24 protein-coding genes and 1 tRNA gene are annotated in these 20,381 nt (G+C 38.2%); 9 read left to right on the top strand and 16 right to left on the bottom strand.

All coding sequences use genetic code 11. The features are described from left to right. Window positions 1-136: 136 nt before the first annotated feature. Together A5482_RS10180 and A5482_RS10175 are read left to right on the top strand one after the other, a co-directional pair. Entirely contained in the window at window positions 137-670 is a 534-nt protein-coding gene (locus A5482_RS10180; RefSeq protein WP_069790273.1) for a hypothetical protein, read from the top strand. A gap of 215 nt (window positions 671-885) precedes the next feature. After that, window positions 886-1,359, top strand: coding sequence for a hypothetical protein (locus A5482_RS10175; RefSeq protein WP_069790272.1), 474 nt, complete (start codon window positions 886-888; stop codon window positions 1,357-1,359). Window positions 1,360-1,460: 101 nt separating this feature from the next. On the opposite strand, the gene nadB is transcribed toward A5482_RS10175, so the two are convergent. After that, a complete protein-coding gene (gene nadB, locus A5482_RS10170; protein ID WP_069790271.1) occupies window positions 1,461-3,134 on the bottom strand; it encodes an L-aspartate oxidase in 1,674 nt (557 codons plus the stop codon). Window positions 3,135-3,270: 136 nt separating this feature from the next. Between nadB and A5482_RS10165 the strand changes: the two genes are divergently transcribed. From A5482_RS10165 to A5482_RS10150, 4 genes are all read left to right on the top strand, one after another. Beyond that, the gene (locus tag A5482_RS10165) at window positions 3,271-3,606 is read left to right on the top strand and encodes a phasin family protein (RefSeq protein WP_069790270.1); all 336 of its coding nucleotides are present in this window, start codon (window positions 3,271-3,273) and stop codon (window positions 3,604-3,606) included. Between the two features lie 34 nt (window positions 3,607-3,640). Beyond that, window positions 3,641-4,126, top strand: coding sequence for a hypothetical protein (locus A5482_RS10160; protein WP_069790269.1), 486 nt, complete (start codon window positions 3,641-3,643; stop codon window positions 4,124-4,126). Window positions 4,127-4,366: 240 nt separating this feature from the next. Then, complete coding sequence (locus A5482_RS10155) at window positions 4,367-4,825, top strand: hypothetical protein (RefSeq protein WP_069790268.1); 459 nt, start codon at window positions 4,367-4,369, stop codon at window positions 4,823-4,825. 57 nt (window positions 4,826-4,882) lie between these two features. Further along, entirely contained in the window at window positions 4,883-6,448 is a 1,566-nt protein-coding gene (locus A5482_RS10150) for a serine/threonine protein kinase (RefSeq protein WP_069790267.1), read from the top strand. 32 nt (window positions 6,449-6,480) lie between these two features. Here the strand turns inward: A5482_RS10150 and A5482_RS10145 are convergent, their stop codons facing one another. Next, the gene (locus A5482_RS10145) at window positions 6,481-6,879 is read right to left on the bottom strand and encodes an acyl-CoA thioesterase (RefSeq protein ID WP_069790266.1); all 399 of its coding nucleotides are present in this window, start codon (window positions 6,877-6,879) and stop codon (window positions 6,481-6,483) included. A gap of 55 nt (window positions 6,880-6,934) precedes the next feature. On the opposite strand from A5482_RS10145, the gene A5482_RS10140 reads away from it, so the two are divergent. Beyond that, window positions 6,935-8,197 (top strand): Glu/Leu/Phe/Val family dehydrogenase, encoded by a 1,263-nt coding sequence (locus A5482_RS10140; protein WP_069790265.1) that lies wholly within the window; start codon window positions 6,935-6,937, stop codon window positions 8,195-8,197. Here A5482_RS10140 and A5482_RS10135 read toward each other — a convergent pair. The 3 genes from A5482_RS10135 to hemW all read right to left on the bottom strand — a co-directional run bounded on the left by A5482_RS10135 (window position 8,194) and on the right by hemW (window position 11,347). Continuing rightward, window positions 8,194-8,805 carry a hypothetical protein gene (locus tag A5482_RS10135; protein ID WP_069790264.1) on the bottom strand — a complete coding sequence of 204 codons (612 nt, stop codon included), beginning with the start codon at window positions 8,803-8,805 and terminating at the stop codon, window positions 8,194-8,196. The two genes, A5482_RS10140 and A5482_RS10135, sit on opposite strands and share 4 nt — an antisense overlap. Before the next feature lie 45 nt (window positions 8,806-8,850). Then, window positions 8,851-10,065 carry a type II secretion system F family protein gene (locus tag A5482_RS10130; RefSeq protein WP_069790263.1) on the bottom strand — a complete coding sequence of 405 codons (1,215 nt, stop codon included), beginning with the start codon at window positions 10,063-10,065 and terminating at the stop codon, window positions 8,851-8,853. A 103-nt stretch (window positions 10,066-10,168) separates the two neighbouring features. Further along, window positions 10,169-11,347, bottom strand: a complete 1,179-nt coding sequence (gene hemW / locus A5482_RS10125) for a radical SAM family heme chaperone HemW (RefSeq protein WP_069790262.1) — start codon at window positions 11,345-11,347, stop codon at window positions 10,169-10,171. Window positions 11,348-11,496: 149 nt separating this feature from the next. On the opposite strand from hemW, the gene A5482_RS10120 reads away from it, so the two are divergent. Then, window positions 11,497-12,360: an SPOR domain-containing protein gene (locus A5482_RS10120; RefSeq protein WP_069790261.1), complete on the top strand. Its 864-nt coding sequence runs from the start codon at window positions 11,497-11,499 to the stop codon at window positions 12,358-12,360. Here A5482_RS10120 and A5482_RS10115 read toward each other — a convergent pair. The 3 genes from A5482_RS10115 to lexA all read right to left on the bottom strand — a co-directional run bounded on the left by A5482_RS10115 (window position 12,353) and on the right by lexA (window position 13,838). Further along, window positions 12,353-12,709, bottom strand: a complete 357-nt coding sequence (locus A5482_RS10115; protein ID WP_069790260.1) for a HesB/IscA family protein — start codon at window positions 12,707-12,709, stop codon at window positions 12,353-12,355. The two genes, A5482_RS10120 and A5482_RS10115, sit on opposite strands and share 8 nt — an antisense overlap. Before the next feature lie 5 nt (window positions 12,710-12,714). Further along, window positions 12,715-13,119 carry a cupin domain-containing protein gene (locus tag A5482_RS10110; RefSeq protein ID WP_141712661.1) on the bottom strand — a complete coding sequence of 135 codons (405 nt, stop codon included), beginning with the start codon at window positions 13,117-13,119 and terminating at the stop codon, window positions 12,715-12,717. A gap of 125 nt (window positions 13,120-13,244) precedes the next feature. Next, window positions 13,245-13,838, bottom strand: a complete 594-nt coding sequence (gene lexA / locus A5482_RS10105) for a transcriptional repressor LexA (RefSeq protein ID WP_069790259.1) — start codon at window positions 13,836-13,838, stop codon at window positions 13,245-13,247. 196 nt (window positions 13,839-14,034) lie between these two features. Between lexA and A5482_RS10100 the strand changes: the two genes are divergently transcribed. After that, a complete protein-coding gene (locus A5482_RS10100; RefSeq protein ID WP_069790258.1) occupies window positions 14,035-16,026 on the top strand; it encodes a flavin-dependent dehydrogenase in 1,992 nt (663 codons plus the stop codon). 59 nt (window positions 16,027-16,085) lie between these two features. Here A5482_RS10100 and rpe read toward each other — a convergent pair whose 3' ends face one another. The 8 genes from rpe to psbE all read right to left on the bottom strand — a co-directional run bounded on the left by rpe (window position 16,086) and on the right by psbE (window position 20,104). Then, a complete protein-coding gene (gene rpe / locus A5482_RS10095) occupies window positions 16,086-16,781 on the bottom strand; it encodes a ribulose-phosphate 3-epimerase (RefSeq protein ID WP_069790257.1) in 696 nt (231 codons plus the stop codon). A gap of 94 nt (window positions 16,782-16,875) precedes the next feature. After that, window positions 16,876-17,721, bottom strand: a complete 846-nt coding sequence (ylqF, locus tag A5482_RS10090; protein WP_069790256.1) for a ribosome biogenesis GTPase YlqF — start codon at window positions 17,719-17,721, stop codon at window positions 16,876-16,878. 215 nt (window positions 17,722-17,936) lie between these two features. After that, window positions 17,937-18,021 (bottom strand) — tRNA-Ser (locus tag A5482_RS10085). Between the two features lie 36 nt (window positions 18,022-18,057). Then, on the bottom strand, window positions 18,058-19,119 hold the full coding sequence (locus tag A5482_RS10080) for an ABC transporter ATP-binding protein (RefSeq protein WP_069790255.1): 1,062 nt from the start codon (window positions 19,117-19,119) through the stop codon (window positions 18,058-18,060). A 294-nt stretch (window positions 19,120-19,413) separates the two neighbouring features. After that, on the bottom strand, window positions 19,414-19,530 hold the full coding sequence (locus tag A5482_RS10075) for a photosystem II reaction center protein J (protein WP_069790254.1): 117 nt from the start codon (window positions 19,528-19,530) through the stop codon (window positions 19,414-19,416). Between the two features lie 34 nt (window positions 19,531-19,564). After that, window positions 19,565-19,684, bottom strand: a complete 120-nt coding sequence (locus A5482_RS10070) for a photosystem II reaction center protein L (RefSeq protein WP_069790253.1) — start codon at window positions 19,682-19,684, stop codon at window positions 19,565-19,567. A gap of 9 nt (window positions 19,685-19,693) precedes the next feature. Next, entirely contained in the window at window positions 19,694-19,831 is a 138-nt protein-coding gene (psbF, locus tag A5482_RS10065; RefSeq protein WP_071891685.1) for a cytochrome b559 subunit beta, read from the bottom strand. 27 nt (window positions 19,832-19,858) lie between these two features. After that, window positions 19,859-20,104: a cytochrome b559 subunit alpha gene (gene psbE / locus A5482_RS10060; protein WP_069790252.1), complete on the bottom strand. Its 246-nt coding sequence runs from the start codon at window positions 20,102-20,104 to the stop codon at window positions 19,859-19,861. Window positions 20,105-20,381 lie beyond the last annotated feature (277 nt).

The following is a 20,381-nucleotide window of genomic DNA, read 5'->3' as shown; positions in this document are numbered from 1 at the left end:
TTTTGTTTATAACTTGTCATTTCACTTCATTGGAGAAATTAACAATATTATTTCTTTATAGTTTATTTTATGAGTTACTAATCACCATTTTTATTTATTACATTTAATCAATTAAAAAATAACAAAATATATTGCTATGAATAAACTTATTTTTATTTTTACTTTGATAATAAGTACTTTGTTAAGTCAAGAAAGTTATGGGAGAAATCATATTTCTTCAGAAAATCAATGTAGAGGAGATATTACTCAGTTAGGAGATAAATTAGTAAATGAAATTGGTGATTACGGCAATAGAATAATCCAAAAAACTCGTAGGGGAGGGGCAAATTCTACAATTATGCCCATATATATTGTCACGGCGGGGCAGGTAGAGTTTGAGGAGTTACCTTTATCAGAAAAAAGTTATGGGGCAAATAATTCATCTCACATCGAGCAAATTTTTTTTACTACCCGTGAAAGACAGTATCTGAGTGATACAAGATTGGAGGAAACAAATAATTATCATTGGTTGTTATTAACCTCCACGGATAGGGGTTGGGATATGGTGATGTTATTAACGAGATTCGGAGAGGCGAGGGATAATGGTTTGGTTTCTCCTGTAGTTGATACTACTTCAGGAGTCGTGGGTGAGGCAGTAAGGTTATGGCTAAGAGATTGTCGATATTTATAAATTGATGGTTAAAACAAGAGACAATGATTAGGTAGCAATGGAAAATAAAACTTTTAAAAAGTTGACGTATGATTAATAAATAAGTAGGTTGGCGAAATTAATTATAGCTCTTATTTTATTAAGACTCTTATGAACAAGGGGTTTAAACCCCTTGCCTAAATCGATTTAATTATGCCCACTTACTTAAAATAATTTTTTTCAAAAATTTTAAATCTATGTGGAAATCTTTGATTGCTTCCTCGTTGTTGATAACAACCGCTAACGTAACTTTATTTCTTTCTGAGGTAGATGCCCAAACTGAAACCAATAACAATCCTCCTGCACAAACTTATCAACCTGGTTTCTGGCAACCAGTGGCAAGGGTAGATACAGAAAAACCTATTAGTTTAAATATTATCAATCAAACAGGTATTTTTCTTGACTATTCTTTCACCAATGAAAATCTTACCCCTACGGTTTTAAGGCCTGATGATAATGCTACTATTAGAAGTTTAAATCCTGAAAGCTCAATTTACTTAGTTATATATCCTGATTTGAATACCCCTAATGCTTCTCGTATGAATCTTAAATATTCGGTGGAGGTTAGTGAGGATAATGTGATTAATTTAACTGTCAGTGTTATCGAGGAAATTAGTAGGGGAAATCGTACTTTTAATTTACAACCTACGGGAGCTATTTTTCTTTATTAGTAAAAACTAATTTAGCGATACTGTAATTGAATTTAATTAGAAAATCATTCCCTATTTCCCATTTTTCGGCTCAACTAAAGCACTTTTTCATCAATTCCTAATTATCCATTGTTAACTCCTTCTGACCACCAGTTATGATGTTTAATTAGGGTATGACATTGCCAATTTTCTTTGGTTTCTGGGTAGTCAAGACGATAATGCCCTCCTCTGCTTTCGGTGCGGAATTGTGCAGATTTGACAATTAAGTATCCGACTTCTAAAAGGTTGAGGGTTTCTGCGGTTAGTTTTAGCTGTTGTTCTAAAATAGGAGATTGTAGGCTGTATGAGTGCTGAGGATTTAAGTTTTTGAGAAATTGACCGATTTTTAGATTGTCTATGTCATTATGCCATTGTTCCACAAGAGCGATCGCCCTTAGCAACATATCATCACGACGACAAATTCCCGCCACCTCCCAAATCAAAAGAGGTAACTCTGTGCGAATCTTATTAACTACCGCCATATCATCCTGCCAGAGATTATCCTCCAAAGGAATAATATTATCAGTATTCAAAGGAGGATAAACCAGGGAATCAAAATCCAAATCCTTGAGAGTTTCTCCAAACACCAAACACTCCAAAAGAGAATTACTAGCCAAACGATTCGCCCCATGTACCCCTGTATTTGCCGTTTCTCCGATGGCGTATAACCCATCAATGGAAGTTTTATTGTGCAAATCCACCGCAATACCCCCCATCCAATAATGGGCAGCAGGGGAAACAGGAATCGGCTGGGAAAATAAATCAATGCCCCACTCCTGACAACGTCTGATGATATTAGGAAAACGATACTCCAAGCGAGGATGAGGAATCGGACGTAAATCGAGAAATACGTTATCTAAAGCTGGATTAGAGCTAATTTTGTGTAAATGGTTGTAAATAGCACGGCTAACCACATCACGGGGTGCCAATTCCCCCTTGGGGTGATAATCAAAAGCGAATCTGTAACCCTCCCTATCAATTAGGTGGGCGCCTTCCCCCCTCACCGCTTCACTTATCAAAAAACGAGGGGCATTTTCCTTTTTCAAAGCCGTAGGATGAAACTGCACAAATTCGAGGTTACGCAACAGCACACCGCTACGCCATGCCAGAGCAACCCCATCCCCTGTGCTTACCTTGGGGTTAGTGGTTTGGGCGAATACCTGCCCTCCTCCCCCTGTAGCAAGAATAACGGCTTTTGCTCCCAACCAAGTAATTTTATTATCATGCAATAAACAAAGCCCCTGACATTTTTCCCTTTTTTCATCTAGCCACAAGTCAAGGGCGTAGGCTTGTTCATAAATGGAAATATGTTCACTTTCCATTACCCTTTGTCTTAAAATAGAAACAATCGCCCTCCCCGTGGTATCCGCTGCATGGAGTACCCTCGGAAAAGAATGGGCAGCCTCCAATGTCATGGCTAATTCATCATTGTGACGATCAAATTCTACCCCCATTTCCAACAATGAGCGAATGGAAGTCACCGCATTTTCTACTAAATATTGTACCGCTATGCGATCGCACAGTCCAGCCCCTGCTTTTAAAGTATCTTCTAAATGTAGTACAGGTGAATCATTAGGGGCGATCGCCGCTGCAATGCCCCCCTGCGCCCAATCACTGGCTCCCTTTTTCAGCTTATCCTTAGTAATTAAACAAATACGTAACTCAGCAGGGAGTTTGAGGGCAGCATATAAACCAGCAGCCCCAGAGCCCACAATAATAACATCGAAATGATCAGGCAAAGGAGGAGTAAAGTTCAAAGTTTTATAGTATCAGTTAGTGGCGAAAAAGTTATTTTTGCTCATTTTATCCAATCAAGGTACCCTTTGCCATCGTTTTTTTGATTTACCCTTACAATAAAAAAAGAACCATTGAAGATTTGAGATAAAACAATTTATGGCTGAATCAGAAAATATTTTTCAAAAAGCCCTTTATCTAGGTATTGGTATCGCAGGATATGCCGCCGAAAAAGCAGGAGATACCCTCCAAGAATTGAAACAACAAACCGACAAAATAATTAATAATCCCAACTTTCCCCAAGAGTTGCAAAAAATGGCCGATGAAATGGTGAGCAAAGGTAAAATCACCGCCGAAGAAGCCAGAAAATTTGTGGATGAAACCATCCAACAAGCCAAAGATAAACAAAAAATGAACGGTAATCCTCCCGATTCATCATCAAATCAACCTCGCACCATTGAAATTATTACCGATGATGACGACAATGATAATTAATAGCTCAAAAACTAACCATTACCAAAAATAATTCATGGACAATTGGGAAAAACAGTTAATTAATTGGTTAAATCAGGCAGAAAACAATTTTAATAACTTCTGTGAAGAAGTGACTCAAGAATTAGAAAAAACTGCCCACAACACCGAGTTATTTATTGATAATCTAACCCAAGAAATAGATAATAAAATCCCCCAAGAAATAGACGATTTTTTATTACAAGTCGATTACTTTTTAGAAGAATGTGCCGTATTTCTTGCCGATGAAATACTTCCCCATATCCTAGAGGATTTTCCTCCTAACCCACCATCAGAAGAAGATTCAGACTTCGACAGTAACATTGTCTGGTTTGACGAGGAAAAAATCACCCCCGACGCACAATTTCACCCTGCTTGTATCGGCTGTAAAAATTATCACGGACGAAGATATAACGGTAATCTTTTAGTTTGTGGTATTCATCCCTATGGATGGAATGATGAAAATTGCCCCGATTGGCAAGATCAAGAATCTCATTCAAATTAAAAAATTCCTTCCCAAAACCTTAAGGTGTCTTCAAAACTACGTAGAAAGTTGACAAAAACCATGTATAATGACTCTAAATCTTAAGCTATGTAGCAACACTTAGTCATCACTTTTTTGATAAGAAAATAATTTGTTTTTATATTTATCTATCTATTGTCTGTTAATAAAATCGGCAATTAGTTAATAAATTATAATCCATAATTTCCCTATAACTTCCTTTATTTTTAATAAAAAATATTAATGAGTCACACCTTTTTATTGCAACCAAGTAGCTGGATTATTAAAGGGAATCTAACTGAAAAAAATCACATTTCTATTCCTTTTAAAGGAGCAACTATTATTACTTGGGATCAAAGTAGTTGGTTCATTATGAAAACAAAGTTAGTATTTGATAACAATCAATCCTCCCCAGAAATAGCCAAAGATTTAGAGTTTGAATATAAAGGTTTTTTACCCAATAATAAATATAGTTACAGCTATGTCTTAAAAAGAAGTGATTTCGATAAAATAGAAGGGGAAGGATGGATTACAAAAAACTCCATCATTCAGCGTTATTGGATTTTGGGTGATAGTCGTCGTCGTAGCGTACTCGAAACAATGTTTCAGTTAGATGAAGACCATTATCATTTCTCTAGCACCATGGTAGCAGGTAATAATATCGTTAATGTGACAGAAGGTATTTTAGAACGTCATGGATAAAACTAGATAGTATAAGTCAAAATATAAATATAACAAGATTTGATGGGCAATTAAATCATGAGTTTAGGGAAAGGCAAACAAAATCAACAAAATCAGCGTATATTAGCAGATCGCTATCAGTTAATTGAATTAATCGGTAGTGGTGCTATGGGTCAGGTATATCGAGGAGAAGATAAACTGCTCGGTGGCGTGGTGGTTGCGGTGAAGTTTTTGTCTCAAACCTTGCTCAATGATAAGATGCGTCATCGCTTTGAGCGCGAAGCGACCATCAGCGCCCTTTTGGGAGAAAAAAGTATCCACATCATCAGGGTAAGGGATTATGGTGTTGATGAAAATGAAGTACCTTACTATGTGATGGAGTTTTTGGAGGGGGAGAGTTTAAGTCAGGTAATTAAGTTTCAGCCTTTGCCCCTTAAACGTTTTCTCTACCTCAGTCGTCAAATATGTGTGGGAATGGATGCTGCCCACAGTGGTATTATGCTCAAAGGGGAATTGTGTCAGGTGGTTCACCGAGATATAAAACCGAGTAATGTATTGGTAATGCAAGATCCTACCCTGGGGGAATTAGTCAAAATTCTTGATTTTGGGATTGCCAAGTTGGTACAGGCAAACGCTACTCAAACCCATTCTTTTATGGGTACTTTGGCTTATTGTTCCCCTGAGCAAATGGAAGGTAAAGAGTTGGACAATCGCTCTGATATTTACAGTTTGGGGGTAATGATGTATGAAATGCTTACCCTTGAAATGCCCATTTTACCTGAAACTTCTTCTTTTGGGGCTTGGTACAAAGCCCACCATGATTTTAAACCTCGTCCTTTTGATGCCCATCTCAAAATTCCCCAAGAATTGAAGGATGTGATCATGAAGTGTATGGAAAAGTCTCGGGATAATCGTCCTCAAACGGTGGCGGAAATTTTACGGGTAATTGAGGTTTTGGAGAAGGATAATAAATCTAATCATCATAGCCCTGATCGTATGACGGCTTTTAGTGGTCAAAAAACCATTGTGGCGGATACCTATGATTCCGATGATATAGGTTCTCAGGGCGATCGCACCGAAGTCGCTCCCAAAATGGATCTTAGTGCCACAATGATTTCTAAAAATCTCACTTGGCCCAATAATAAACCAATTCAAAAAATTGTTTTCCCCAAGGTGGTAATTAGCTCTGGGCAAACCTTTCCCAGTCTTTGGGTGATGATCGAAAGAGATGATATTCTTAGTCGTATCAAGGATATGAGATACAATCAGTTTCTTTTTCTCAACTCTCCCCATCCCATGATTCTCTGGATTACGGTGATTTACAATCCCCATCGAGGCCCCCGTTGGTTGCCTTGTTATCTTGATCTAAAATCCCAAACTTCCCGTCAGGTAACAGCTGCCCTTGCCAAAACTGGTAGTTATAAAATCCTCTTTTTTGCCGTAGAAGAGCCGGGGAGGTGTCAACACGTCACAGGTTCCACCATTGCTTCTAATCAATGTAAAATCATGGCAGAGTGGCTGGAAAATAGTAAAAATACGCCCAATCAAGGAGATGCAAAAATGAGTAAGCAAAGATTGAGGGATGAATTTAATAAGTTAAAGCCCGTGATTCTTTCTAAGCTGAAAAATAGCTATAAATCTTAGGTAGGGAATAAGGAATGGTTTTTAAGCATCATTCATTTTTCTGAATTATTAAACCCTAAATAGAAGGGTAGAGGTTGAGTTTTTCTGGTTTGGGGGTTGATACACACATGGCGAGTTTTGGCAGTGGCCACTTTTTCATCTTCTTTCTCGATGGTATATTCAATTTCAAAAGCCTTTGGGTTAAGGGACATGGGCTTTAAATATACTTGAATAATATCCCCACAAAAAAGAGGGCTAAAAAAATCAATTTCCCCATGGACAATGGGAATAGCCATGGTGGGATTTTGAAAAAAACTGCGTAAATCTACCCCCAAATTTTCTAAATAATGTTCATAGGCTTCATGGCAAATAGAAAGAAGTCTAGCAAAATAAACCACTCCTGCGCTGTCGGTATCAGCAAAGTGAATTTTTCTGTCATAGGCAAATGTCATAATATCTCAACCTCAAAAATGGTTACAATGGAATTATTAATCAAAATCTCAACATATGACTAATTCCTTATTTGCCGATGCCAATATCAGGCTAGAAAGGGCTTTAAAGTATATTCAAATTTCTCCCTCCACAGAAGAAAAACTAAAATACCCTAAATCTAGTTTGGCTGTATCTATTCCCCTGAGAATGGATGATGGCTCGTTAAAAGTTTATCAGGGTTATCGAGTAATTTACAATGATAGCCGAGGCCCAGGTAAAGGGGGTGTCCGTTATCATCCTTCTGTAAACCTCGATGAGGTGAAGTCTCTTGCTTTTTGGATGATGTTTAAATGTGCGGTGTTAAATCTTCCTTTTGGGGGTGCTAAGGGGGGTATTCAGGTGAATCCAAGGGAGTTGTCGAAGGGAGAATTAGAAAGACTCTCTAAAAATTATATTAGTGCGATCGCCGATTATATCGGGCCAGATAGGGATATTTTAGCCCCTGATGTTTATACCAACGAAACAGTTATGGGCTGGATGGTAGAAGAATATAGCAACATCACCCGACAAATTTCCTGGGGAGTAGTTACAGGAAAACCTTTAACCATGGGGGGAAGTGAGGGCAGAAGTACCGCCACAGCCACAGGGGCTTTTCATGTCATCCAAACTATCTTACCCAAATTTGAGAAAAAACCAGAGCAAACCACCGTTGCCGTCCAAGGATTTGGTAATGCGGGGGCGCAAATAGCCCAATTACTATATCAAGCAGGGTATAAAGTAGTGGCAGTCAGTGACTCCAGGGGAGGGATTTATTGTGAAGATGGTTTAGATATTCCTAGTATTCGTGAATATAAAGAAAGTAATAGCACTGTTAAGGATGTTTATTGCCAAGAAACGGTTTGTGATTTGCGAGAAAATGATGTAATTACCAATGAGGAGTTATTAACCCTTGAGGTAGACGTCTTAATTCCTGCGGCCTTAGAAAACCAAATTACCGAGGAAAATGCTCACCAAATTAAAGCCCCATTTATTTTTGAGGTTGCCAATGGCCCTGTTACTTCTTCTGCTGATTTGATTTTAGAAGAAAAGGGTATTCGAGTAATTCCTGATATTTTGGTCAATGCCGGGGGCGTTACCGTTAGTCACCTAGAATGGGTACAAAACCGTAATGGGATGTATTGGGATTTAGAAAAAGTACAACAACACCTCAAGGAAGGAATGGAGAGAGAAACTGAGGTAATCTGGAAAGTTGCCCTAGAGTATGAAGTTTCCATGCGTACCGCCGCTTATATTCATTCCCTCAAACGTCTTGATGATGCCATGGGGTTTGATGATTAATTATCCACACTACCACTGAGAGACTTTAATTCAGGGTTATCGGCGATCGCCTCTACGGTATTATAACAAATATAGGGTAAACCAGAAGCCTTTAACCCCTTCAAAATCCGAGCATTAGTATGGGGAAATACCACAAAAATAGGGTGAATCTTTTCCGCCCTATCACTAAACATATGATCCTCCATCTCAGGCATAATCCACTCATACTCATTAGCCAAAGCAGTTTGAGCATTGCGCCAGCGCAGTAGTAAATCAGAAAAATCCTCTTGGGGGCGATGAATAAAAACCAAAATTTCCACCCCCATCTTAATCTTCCACTCAGGATCGCACATTAACACCGCAATATCACAGGGAATCGATACCATTTCATCCATAGACATCTGATTCATTCCCGAAGGCGCATAGGAACGAGAACCCATGGAAGATATATTATTAACATGACGTACCTTGGCCAAAGGTAAAGGAATTGTAATTAAACTGTCACTAGGGCGCCTCATACTCGGTACCATGGCTAAATATTCCCTATACTGACTCAATAAAGCCACAATTCTTTCTTTATCAGTATAGTCAGCCAAAGCCGTTTCATAATCGGATTGATTTATAGACATTAATTAAAATTCACTTTCAACAGTGGACAAAGATTATTTTTTTGTTTAAGCAATTTGATCGAAAATAGAGAACATAGGTAAATACATCGATAACAAAATTGTACCAACCATTCCCGCAATTCCCACCATCATTAAAGGTTCAATTACGCTGGTAAGGGCTTTAATGGCTTGTTCCACTTCATCCTCATAAAAGTCGGCTACCTTCATCATCATGGCATCCAATTCTCCCGTTTCCTCTCCGATGCTCATCATTTGAACCGCCATGGCAGGAAATACGTTTTTCTCTTCAATGGCAAGACTTAACATACCCCCTTCCAATACAGAGTTTTTTGCAGCCCCGATGGCATTCCCAATTACCCTATTACCAATAGTTTCTTCCACGATTTCCAAACACTGTAAAATGGGTACTCCAGAGCGAGTAAGAGTCCCAAAAACTCGACAAAAACGAGCCACGGCACTTTTTTGGTTCAAATCTCCAAAAATAGGAAGTTTAAGAGCAATACTATCAATCTGTAACCTTCCGGCAGGAGTTTTATAATACTGCCTAAAACCAAACACAAAACCAATTATTACCAATACAGGAATCACCGCAGCGGGGCTACGTAGAAACGCACTAAGGGTTACCATAAACTGAGTTAAGGCAGGTAACTCCGCCCCTAGTTGATCAAAAATGCCTGAAAATACGGGAATTAAGAAAATTGTCATCCCCAAAAAAGCTACTACCGCAAATAAACCTACGGTAACAGGATAAGCCATGGCGGATTTTACTTGGTTTTGTAGCCTTGACACATCTTCTAATAGTTTTGCTAGGCGATTCATTACTTCGTCTAAAACCCCCCCAATTTCTCCCGCTTCTACCATGGAGACGTATAGTTGATCGAAACAATCAGGGTGTTTAGCAAGGGCTTCGGATAAATTTGTTCCCTGTTGTACGTCTTCATTAATAGCACTTAATGCTTTTTTAAATTTAGGATTGGAAGATTGTTCTGCCAAAACCGATAAGGCTCTAACAATTGCTACCCCTGCATTAACTAATACAGCGAATTGACGAGAAAAAATAGCCTTGTCTTTGATGGTAACTTTACTTAAGGCAGCTTCAATACTCGCCAAATCAAAATCCATCCCCGCTTTTTTGACTTTACCAATGGCGGCGAATCTTTTCCTTAAAATTCTTCTTGCTTCATCGGCTGATTCGGCGGTAACTCTTTCTTGTAGTATGTTTCCTGATTTGTCTTTTACTTGAGCGATAAAAGTAGCCATGATTTCACCCTCTATTTACTCAATAATAATCGCTATTTATATATTTTGACATTATTTCATGGCTTAGTTGTCATGAAGATTGATTGGATACAATTTGTTAACATCATTCAAATTCCATAAACAGTTCTGTTAAAACGGAGTTGGAATATAAGAAGCCTTCGGGATCTGATAATTTTAAATTTTTTTTATCGTTGGAAAAAATCACTAATTTTTGTTCTATGGATGCTTGAAGGGTTTTTATTATCTGAGAAACAGTGTCTGTACCAAATTTTTTCTCGATGAGTGGTAGATTTACTCCTTCTTTTAATCTTAATCCCAACATGAAAGTATCTAATAATTCTTCGGTGGCAGTAGTGGCTTCGCAATCTATTTTGCCTCCGTTGATTACTAATTGATTGACAAATTCAAAGTATTCTTTACGGGTGCGCGGCCTACTGAATCTTTGTTTTTGAGTGTAACTAGCAGCGCCCATACCAAAGCCGTAGTAGGGTTGGTTACGCCAGTAAACTAGGTTGTGCTTACAGTGATAATCTTTTTGGGCATAGTTACATATTTCGTAGTGGTTATAGCCATTTTCCTGAAGGATAGTAGAGCCTAAACGATACATTTGGGCGGTGGTGTAATCTTGGGGGAGAGGTTTATCTCCTGCTTGGTATTTTTTGCCAAATACTGTACCTGACTCTATGACTAAATCATAGCAAGATAAATGTTTGGGCTTGAGATCGATCGCCCTTAAAAGAGAATCTTCCCAGTGGGTAATGGTTTGATGGGGTAGTCCAGAAATTAAGTCTAAACTCCAATTATCAATACCTACTTGGTGGATATATTCTACTGATTGATATGTATCTTTTGTAGAGTGCGATCGCCCACATTCTTGTAATAAATAATCATCAAATGATTGTACCCCCAAACTAATGCGATTTACCCCTAATGTTTGATAAGCCCTAAGCTGTTCTAAACTAAAAGTAGCAGGATCAATTTCCATGGAAATTTCAATATTTTGAGCAAAAGAAAAATGATTTTCCAAAGTCACTAAAATTTTTTCTAACCCTTCTACTGCCAAAAGAGATGGAGTACCACCCCCAAAAAAAACTGTCTCTAAAGGCACAGATTTTATATTATTTATTGTGAGAATTTCCTGACATAAAAAATCTACATATTCCCGTTGCCAAGGGGAATATTTTCCCCCTGCATTATTACCCAAAACCGTGATGGGAAAATCACAATAAAAGCACCGACGACGACAGAAAGGAATATGAATGTAAGCAGAAGTAATGGACATTTTAATGTTTATATAATACCCTTATTTTAATTGTTAAAATTAGTGAAACTTTTCATCGGTTTGTCAATTCTGTAAAATAGCCCTTATCATAGGGCAGAATAAAAATTATTTTTAGCTATTCCTTATTTTTAATAATCACCATTGTTACTATGATTCCATCTCGATTATTGCAGAAAAATATAACCCTACTCCTTCCCTTTTGTACGCTCCTGTTTTTGAGTATTTACCACCAAAAGGCGATCGCCCAGCAAATCCAAGTAATTGGGGTATCTCCGTTCGATGAAACCCCAAATCAGAGCGATTCTAACGCCATCACTTCCATTCCTCCCTTGCCTGATAAAACTCCCCCCACAGACACCATTGTTATCAATGGAAATCCAACCCCTGCTAGAATGCCTGTACCTACTAATATAAAAGGCATCGGCTCTAGTCAAAATCTACCATCTCCTCCCAGTCTTTCTGAGCCTTATCGCGCCCCTGATAATTCAGGAAATATTTCTCCCTACAATCAAACACCCACATCTACCAATAGGGTAACTTCCCCTAATGATAACACTCCCCGTAATACTGATTCAAACCCCAACAATTCCCCTATTACCATAACGATCACGCCCAACAGTGGTTCTAATAATACGACTACCACAAACAATTCCGCCCCCACAAGTAATGAGAATATTACTATTCAAAGGAGAAGAAGTATGAGGGAAATTTTAGTTTTTGATCGTCCCATATCCCCCTCAAATAATAGCACCAGCACCACCACAGCCGTTAATATTCCTTCTAATAATACTCCTGTAAATACCAACAGCGGAGCATTCCGAGTGTTTGTGAGGGCAACTAACCCCAACGAAGAAAACAGGGTAAAAGATATTTACCCCGAGGCTTTTCGTGCTAATTATCAAGGTAATACCGTCTGGCAAGTCGGGCTTTTTAGTACCCGCCAAAATGCCGAACAGGCGGCACAACCTTTACGAAATATTGGCTTAAGCCCGATTCTTAGTCCTGTTAATTAGTTTCCGTATAAAAAGAAATACCACAATTGCAATGACTTTTGGCTTGGGGGTTTTGATATTGGAAAGAACCCCCCATCAAATCTTCGGCATAGTCGATGACTAAGTCTTGGACATAATTGTAACTTTGTTCATCCACAACGATCGCAATTTCTTTATGGTGGTTAAAAGTGCGGTCAAGCAATGCCATTTCATCTTGACTTTTTGATACCTGCTCATCAAAACTAAGTTGATACAGAAGTTCTGCACAACCACCCTGCTCTACTTTGATACGTAAATATGAATTGGGTTGAGAATTATAATTTTTTAGCCTTGCAATTTCTGCAATGGCACTTTCAGTTAAATTAATCATGTAAATTATTTTCTGGCGTAATCATCTTGAAAACGAATAATATCATCTTCTCCTAAATATTCGCCATTTTGAACCTCAATTAAAACTAACTTAATAACTCCAGGATTTTCCAGACGATGGCTAGTACACTGAGGCACATAGGTAGATTGATTGGCAGCCAAAATTTTAACCTCATCCCCACATTCCACCTTCGCAGTACCAGACACCACAATCCAATGCTCACTACGATGATGGTGCATCTGTAAACTTAAACGATGACCTGGATTAACTTCAATTCTTTTTATCTTATAACCAGGTCCTTCTTCTAGGGTGGTAAATGTACCCCAAGGGCGACTTTCTGTTTCGTGGGAATGATTGGTGGTCGAAAAAGAAATGATCGAAGTTTTGGGCTGATGTCCAACAGTTTCCATGATGATTTTTACCTTATCCTTCTTTTGTATTTATCAACCATAGCACAGGAAAATTGATAATGAACCATGGGTAATGGACAATTAAGTTATTCTTGAATTGATGCTCATTATCTCCATTACCTTATCTAATATCCGAGGCGACACACCGCTAATAAAGTACCTTGGATTTCGACATTTTCTGGACTGACTTTGATAGGTTCATATTTTGGGTTAGATGCTTTCAAAATGATTTCTTCGGGGTTAAAATAAACTCTTTTTAAGGTAGTACCATAACCATCCACTCGGGCTGCCACTATTTCTCCTTCCTTGGCTTCCTTGGTTGATTTCATAATCACATAGTCTCCCTCGGTGATAAAGTCTTCAATCATACTATCTCCGACCACCTTCAGAGCGAAGCAATTAGGCTGATTGAACATGGATACAACATCTAATTTTTCGTGGTCATCGGTAAAGGGTTCGACTAATCCTCCCGCTGTGATGGTGCCTAAAATAGGTAAGCCGTCATGGGGTTTAAGGATTTTCATGGTTCTTGCTTGTCCCTCTATCCAGTCGATATAACCCTTGGCTTTGATTCTTTCTAAACGGCTTTGGATGGGTGCGGGCGATCGCAAATTCATCGCTTTCATCATCTCTCGAATGGAAGGAGAGTACTTGTTAACATTAATATATTCCACCAACCAATCGTATAATTCTTTTTGTGCGGGAGTTAAATTTTCCATCTCTGTAATTTTATATAGACTAGATGACATTTTTTATTTTAATGTATTAAAGAACACTCGTACTAAAAACAATTGATAATTATTAATTAACAATGGTTTCCCTCTCATCACCTCTACCCCTCATCGTCCAATAACTCAATAATCGGCAATAATAGATAGATAGTAAATAAAAAAATCCTGTAAAAAATTTAGTGAAATGGACGTAAAGCCTTTACTTTATATAGAAATTCCCCATCCAAAAACCCAAGAAGTTCTCGACTGGTTACAAAAATCTTGGCAACCAAGCATCGGTAAAAAAACTCTTACCCAAGATGGACTAAAGATTGAACTGGGCGAAAATAGCGAACTATCTATTTTCCTTTGGTCATTGCAACGGACAACCTATCTAAAAATATACCGTTGGGGCAAAAAACTATCAAGTAAAGAAAACAAAATAAAAAAAGAATTAAAAAAAGCGATTTATCAAAAATTCCCTCAAAATTATCCCCAATTACCAGACATTGATTTAACGAATCAATCCATTTTTGAAGCCCTCAAACCCCATTATCCTGAAACTGTTAAATATTTTCAGAAAATGCCCCAAGGGGAATATGATCTCAATAGAGTTTATTGGTGGGAAAAAAAATGGCGAGAAAGTGTAGAAAATAATGCTGAAAATTCTAGTAATTATCAAGTTAAACCTGTACTATTTAAAGATCAAAGTAAGGGAAAAGCTGATTATGATCTCATCTACGTAGGAGGTGCTTTAGGAGCAATTCATGCGGCTTTAATGGCAAAAATAGGCTATAACGTCTTGGTAATTGAGCGTTTAAAATTTGGTAGAATGAACCGAGAATGGAATATTTCTAGGGATGAATTTCAGGTACTCATCGACCTAGGATTATTTACCAAAAAAGAATTTGAACACTGTATTGCTGCCGAATATAAAGACGGTTTTAGTAAGTTTTTTGACGCTAATAACCCTGAGAAATTAAAGGCTAATGTTTTACACACTCCCACCGTTTTAAATATTGCCCTTGATACTAATAAATTATTAGAAGTATGTCAGAAAAAATTAATTAAATATGGTGCTGATATATGGGATGAAACAGATTTTGAAAAAGCTACCGTCGGCAAAGACATCGTCACCGTTAAAGGAACCCATTTAGTGACAGAAGAAGAAAGGGAAGCCACAGGAAGACTGTTAATAGATGCCATGGGTACTGCTTCCCCCATTGCTTGGCAAATGGCAGGTAAAAGAACATTTGATAGTGTCTGTCCTACGGTGGGAGCTATTTTAGAGGGTTTTGATCCCGAAGTGTGGGATAAAACTTACGGGGATGTTTTATTTTCCCATGGAGATATTTCCCGAGGTCGTCAGTTAATTTGGGAGTTGTTTCCTGCCGAGGGAGATGAGTTGACTATTTATCTATTCCATTATCACCAAGTGCATCCTGATAACCCTGGCTCGTTGTTAGAAATGTATGAGGATTTCTTTAATATTCTTCCTGAATATCGCCGTTGTGATATGGATAAACTGGTGTGGAAAAAGCCTACTTTTGGTTATATTCCTGGACGTTTTACCGTGGGGGAAAATGACCGTGAAATCGCTACGGATAGGGTAATGGCGATCGGTGATGCGGCTTCTTTACAGTCTCCTTTGGTATTTACCGGTTTTGGCTCTTTGGTGCGTAATTTGGGTCGTTTAACCAATCTCCTAGATAAAGCATTAAAAAATGATCTTTTGGATGGGGAATCATTAAACCGCATTAAAGCCTATCAAAGTAATATTGCCGTAACATGGCTATTCTCTAAAGGGATGATGGTGCCTACCCACAAAACTTTACCCCCAGAAAGAGTTAATTCCATGTTAAATACCTTTTTTGGTTTATTGGCCGATGAACCTGATACCGCAGAAGTTTTTATTAAAGATCGCACAGATTGGTTTACTTTTAACCGATTAGCGCTTAAGGCGGCTCGTAAAAATCCAGCCTTATTGTTGTGGATATGGGAAATGGCTGGAACTAGAGATATATTTCGCTGGATGGGTTCTTATGCTAAGTTTACCTTTGATGCTCTCAAGAATCTGCTTTTTAGTCGTTGGTTTAATCCTTGGTTGGAAAATCAGAGTAAGTGGTTAAAAAAAAGTAATCCTAAGTTATGGTTTAAACTACTTACTTTCGGCTCTCGTTTTGTGTCCCAAAAGTAAGTTTAATCAACAGAGTAAATTGGGCAAGGGGTTTAAACCCCTTGTTTTAAAAATAGCTACTAAGCAGTTACTAACTCTTTTTCAGGGCGTTTGCTGTTACGGATACCTTCTATCGCCTCTGCGTAGTTAGGGGCTTTAAATACGGCAGATCCAGCAACGATCGCATTTGCACCAGCTTCTAAAACTTGCCAAGTGTTATTGGGTTTTAAACCACCATCAACCTCAATCCAAGGATCTAAACCTCTTTCATCACACATTTGACGAAGGGCTTTGATTTTGGGAACAACACCAGGAATGAAACTTTGACCACCAAAACCGGGGTTAACACTCATGATGAGAACTAAATCACATACATCGATGACATATTCGATTAACTCAAGGGGAGTGGAGGGGTTTAACACAACTCCAGATTTTTTACCCAATTCACGGATTTGGCAGAGGGTACGGTGTAAATGGGGAGAAGCATTATGCTCTGCATGGACAGAAATAATATCAGCCCCTGCTTTAGCGAAATCAGCCACATACTTCTCAGGTTCAACGATCATTAAATGAACGTCTAAGGGTTTTTTTGTATGGGGGCGAATGGCATCAACAATTAAAGGACCAATGGTGATATTAGGTACGAAACGACCATCCATTACATCTACATGAATCCAATCTGCTCCTGCTTCGTCCACGGCTCTGATTTCTTCTCCTAGGCGACCGAAATCGGCGGACAAAATGGAAGGGGAAATAACTATATCTTTTTTACTCATAAGTAGTTTATTTTAAATTTGCTTGGACTTGTGTAGATTGTAACAAAATATTGCCATTTTCTTTATTTTTAAGTTCATTAGGATATTGATTTATCTATAACTTTTCTACCGGGGGATATTCAAGGGAAACTTTACCTAAATAACCTTTGCGGAAATCTTGTAAAATTTGACGTGCTACCCTTTCTTGATCATTTTTATACTTAATTTCTGCTAACTTAATAATAAATTCCTCACCCGTCAAATCTAAGGCATCTAAACCATAACGCTCCTTTAAAACATTTTCGGTACCAAGATTTACTAATAAATCGACAAATTGTTGGGCTACTTCTTGATTATTGTAAGCAGCCTCCCCAATATCTTCGCAAATAGCCAATTTTAGAGCATCTTCTTGATTTTCTAGTTTAAGCGGAATAATTCCAGGGGCATCTAACAATTCTATATCCTTAGAAATTCTTACCCATTGCAACTGTCTCGTAACCCCTGCTTTTCTGGCACTAGCGACAATTTTACGATTAAGAAGACGATTGATAAGCGCAGACTTACCAACATTAGGAAAACCAATCACCACTGCGCGCACAGGACGGGGTAGCATTCCCCTACTTTTACGCCTTTCATTTACCGTTGAGCTACAACTTTGAGAAGCCTTGTTAATAGCTTTTACTCCTTTCCCATCTTTAGCATTAGTGAAAAAAGGAGTTTCTCCCGTGGCTTTGAACCAATCTTGCCACTCTTGTTTTAGAGCGTTACTAATCATATCTTCTCGATTCAAGATCAAAATACGAGGTTTTTCGCCAATCCATTCTGCTACTTGGGGGTGATGGGACGCGAGGGGAATACGGGCATCTCGTACTTCTAGCACAACGTCAACTCGTTTTAATTGTTCTTTGAGTTGTCTTTCTGCTTTGCTGATGTGTCCAGGATACCATTGAATTAGTGCCATAACAAATAGTTTTGTTAACTGAAGTTGTTGTCTAGCTGCGATTGATTATTATTAAATGAAGTGATTATATTGTTATTTTATAAACTTAAGAGCTTTTAAATCTTTACAGATAAACAATTATAGCTTATGTGACTATATAATAATTTTTTTGCCAATACTTAATAAGTTTTTAGCGGTAATATTTTGCACCAATGACTTTTAAGAGCTGAAAAATACGGAAAGGGTGGGATTTGAACCCACGGACTGTTGCCAGTCACTCGATTTCAAGTCGAGCGCGATCGACCACTCTGCCACCTTTCCTGACAATAAGCACCTTACATTATAGCGTAATTATTTTTATGCTGCTGGAAAAATTCGAGCGCATTCAGGGGAAATATTCAATTTAACTTTTGTACCCACGGGCAACTGGGTAGAGGCATTAGTTCGGGCATGGACTCTTTTGCCAGAGGGAGTTTGTAAGCAGTAGCGATATTCTCTACCCAAAAATTCCCTTTCTTGTACTATGGTGGGGCTTTTATCATCGGGCGATAAGATAACATCTTCTTGGCGAAACATCAATTCTCCGATGTCGTAGGTGCTTGTTATATCTAACTCTAGTTCTCCTAATTCTGTACTCCAGATATTATCTTTTCCTCTTTTAGCCTCTACAAAATTGGCTTGAGTAACAAATTCGGCGACAAATCTTGACTGGGGTTTAACATAAAGGTTTTCTGGGGTGTCTAGTTGTTCTAAGTTACCGTTATGCATTACACCGATGGTATCAGCGATCGCCATTGCTTCTTCTTGATCATGGGTGACAAAAATAGCAGCAGTATTGGTACTCTTGAGAATCGTTCTGATTTCATGGCGTAACCTTTCTCTTACTTGCACATCAAGATTACTCAACGGCTCATCTAAAAGGATTAATTCGGGTTCAGGGGCGATCGCCCGTGCCAGAGCAATGCGCTGTTGTTGCCCCCCAGATAGTTGATGAGGATAACGTTTTTCTAGCCCTCCCAAACCGACTAAATTCAAAATTTCCGCAACCCTTTGTTTAATATCTACACGGCTAAAACGAGGCTTTTTACTTTTTAAGCCAAAAGCAATATTATCAGCCACCGTGAGATGGGGAAAAAGAGCATAATCTTGGAAGACCATACCAGTCTGCCGTTTTTCTGGAACTACCCAAAAACCATCACCACTGACAACCTCTCCAGCTAAATCAATCTGACCATCATTCGGCTTTTCAAAACCCGCAATCATTCTCAATAAAGTGGTTTTACCACAACCAGAAGGCCCCAACAATCCTAACAATTCGCCCTTGCGTAACTCAAAACTCACTTGATTAACCGCAGGGGCTTGGTTTTGATTAAACTGTTTGCTGACTTCACTGACTCGAAGAATGACTGACTCGGACATGATCTTATTAATAAAAACTTTAACTAAACTGTGAGGACTTAGATAAGAATACTTCTCAACAGTTATCAATATAACTTAAATGTATCATTTATTGCTAAATTTTCTAATGTATTTTGATTAAGCAACCGACGTGAAGCCCTGAAATGATCGAAAATACATGATGCAAAACTCATTGATCAATATTTACAAAAATGTGGCCTTGAGAAGTAGTATCTACATTAAAGCTGTTCAAAAAGCTATTAATGAGTTACAACGACTCAAGGCCGAATAACATTAGTTTATTATTAAACGAAATTATAAAGAAGAGCCAACACCAGCATAAGCACCATAGAAAAATAGTGCCAATACGGCTAAAGCGCCCATTCCAGCGACGGTGCCAACAATCCATAAAGGAATTCTTGCGTCTCCCATAATCCGAGCCTCCTAAAAAATAAAGTAATTGATATTAGTTGAAAAAGTAACTAGAAAATAGAACGCCAAGGGTGGCAATCATCAACAAACCTAAGAATAAAGAAGTACGGTTTAATTCGACTCTTTGTTTATTGGGGTTTTGATTTCTTTCCATGGATAACTCCTATCTTTGAATAAACTGCATAGCGGTAATAGCACCCACAAAGAAGACAGAAGGCACACCAAGGGTATGTACTGCCAACCATCTAACAGTGAAAATGGGGTAAGATACGGGCTGATTAGGGTTGTTGCTGCTAGTCATAATTATTTTTTATCTTGTAAATATTAACTACTTGTTAAACTGTTCAATCTGTTGGTTTGCACCGTAACGATCATCTACGATGGGTAATTCCTCACGGGTTTGAGTAAAATATTCATCAGGGCGAGGGGTGCCAAATGCGTCATAAGCTAACCCGGTGCTGACAAATAACCAACCAGCGATGAATAGCATGGGGATGGTAATACTATGGATTACCCAGTAGCGCACGCTGGTTACAATATCAGAAAATGGACGTTCTCCAGTATCTCCTGCCATAGGAAATTGTTTCCTCCTAAAATAATTTTTTAGTTAAATGTATTTATCTAATTTACTATATCCAAGTACCTTTGCTCAGAATAACTCTTGCAAATAAAACAATGATTTTCTTGTTTATTTTCTGCTGAGTTTATATTTGAACTCTTTTGACTCGATGATTAAGTACTGTTAAGTAAATTATATCATAATCCTAAGAAAAAGATTTTATCATTAAAATTATGTTTCTACAGTTGTTAGTCTCTATGGTCTTTTGTTTTATCTGGATTTTGTCCTTGGC

It is taken from the genome of Cyanobacterium sp. IPPAS B-1200 (genome assembly GCF_001747005.2).
Taxonomy (GTDB): Bacteria; Cyanobacteriota; Cyanobacteriia; order Cyanobacteriales; family Cyanobacteriaceae; genus Cyanobacterium.
Note: the sequence above shows the minus strand (reverse complement) of the source record. Positions and strands in the feature narration are given on the sequence as shown.

What these genes read in the sequence shown, in the direction of transcription:
- A5482_RS10135 (WP_069790264.1), bottom strand. Translation starts at nt 8,805, where the DNA reads ATGTCTATAAATCAATCCGATTATGAAACGGCTTTGGCTGACTATACT.
- A5482_RS10150 (WP_069790267.1), top strand. Translation starts at nt 4,883, where the DNA reads ATGAGTTTAGGGAAAGGCAAACAAAATCAACAAAATCAGCGTATATTA.
- A5482_RS10115 (WP_069790260.1), bottom strand. Translation starts at nt 12,709, where the DNA reads ATGATTAATTTAACTGAAAGTGCCATTGCAGAAATTGCAAGGCTAAAA.
- A5482_RS10140 (WP_069790265.1), top strand. Translation starts at nt 6,935, where the DNA reads ATGACTAATTCCTTATTTGCCGATGCCAATATCAGGCTAGAAAGGGCT.
- lexA (WP_069790259.1), bottom strand. Translation starts at nt 13,838, where the DNA reads ATGGAAAATTTAACTCCCGCACAAAAAGAATTATACGATTGGTTGGTG.
- A5482_RS10165 (WP_069790270.1), top strand. Translation starts at nt 3,271, where the DNA reads ATGGCTGAATCAGAAAATATTTTTCAAAAAGCCCTTTATCTAGGTATT.
- hemW (WP_069790262.1), bottom strand. Translation starts at nt 11,347, where the DNA reads ATGTCCATTACTTCTGCTTACATTCATATTCCTTTCTGTCGTCGTCGG.
- A5482_RS10075 (WP_069790254.1), bottom strand. Translation starts at nt 19,530, where the DNA reads ATGGGAGACGCAAGAATTCCTTTATGGATTGTTGGCACCGTCGCTGGA.
- A5482_RS10180 (WP_069790273.1), top strand. Translation starts at nt 137, where the DNA reads ATGAATAAACTTATTTTTATTTTTACTTTGATAATAAGTACTTTGTTA.
- A5482_RS10120 (WP_069790261.1), top strand. Translation starts at nt 11,497, where the DNA reads ATGATTCCATCTCGATTATTGCAGAAAAATATAACCCTACTCCTTCCC.
- psbF (WP_071891685.1), bottom strand. Translation starts at nt 19,831, where the DNA reads ATGACTAGCAGCAACAACCCTAATCAGCCCGTATCTTACCCCATTTTC.
- A5482_RS10160 (WP_069790269.1), top strand. Translation starts at nt 3,641, where the DNA reads ATGGACAATTGGGAAAAACAGTTAATTAATTGGTTAAATCAGGCAGAA.
- rpe (WP_069790257.1), bottom strand. Translation starts at nt 16,781, where the DNA reads ATGAGTAAAAAAGATATAGTTATTTCCCCTTCCATTTTGTCCGCCGAT.
- A5482_RS10145 (WP_069790266.1), bottom strand. Translation starts at nt 6,879, where the DNA reads ATGACATTTGCCTATGACAGAAAAATTCACTTTGCTGATACCGACAGC.
- A5482_RS10175 (WP_069790272.1), top strand. Translation starts at nt 886, where the DNA reads ATGTGGAAATCTTTGATTGCTTCCTCGTTGTTGATAACAACCGCTAAC.
- A5482_RS10080 (WP_069790255.1), bottom strand. Translation starts at nt 19,119, where the DNA reads ATGTCCGAGTCAGTCATTCTTCGAGTCAGTGAAGTCAGCAAACAGTTT.
- A5482_RS10110 (WP_141712661.1), bottom strand. Translation starts at nt 13,119, where the DNA reads ATGGAAACTGTTGGACATCAGCCCAAAACTTCGATCATTTCTTTTTCG.
- ylqF (WP_069790256.1), bottom strand. Translation starts at nt 17,721, where the DNA reads ATGGCACTAATTCAATGGTATCCTGGACACATCAGCAAAGCAGAAAGA.
- A5482_RS10070 (WP_069790253.1), bottom strand. Translation starts at nt 19,684, where the DNA reads ATGGAAAGAAATCAAAACCCCAATAAACAAAGAGTCGAATTAAACCGT.
- A5482_RS10100 (WP_069790258.1), top strand. Translation starts at nt 14,035, where the DNA reads ATGGACGTAAAGCCTTTACTTTATATAGAAATTCCCCATCCAAAAACC.
- A5482_RS10155 (WP_069790268.1), top strand. Translation starts at nt 4,367, where the DNA reads ATGAGTCACACCTTTTTATTGCAACCAAGTAGCTGGATTATTAAAGGG.
- A5482_RS10130 (WP_069790263.1), bottom strand. Translation starts at nt 10,065, where the DNA reads ATGGCTACTTTTATCGCTCAAGTAAAAGACAAATCAGGAAACATACTA.
- psbE (WP_069790252.1), bottom strand. Translation starts at nt 20,104, where the DNA reads ATGGCAGGAGATACTGGAGAACGTCCATTTTCTGATATTGTAACCAGC.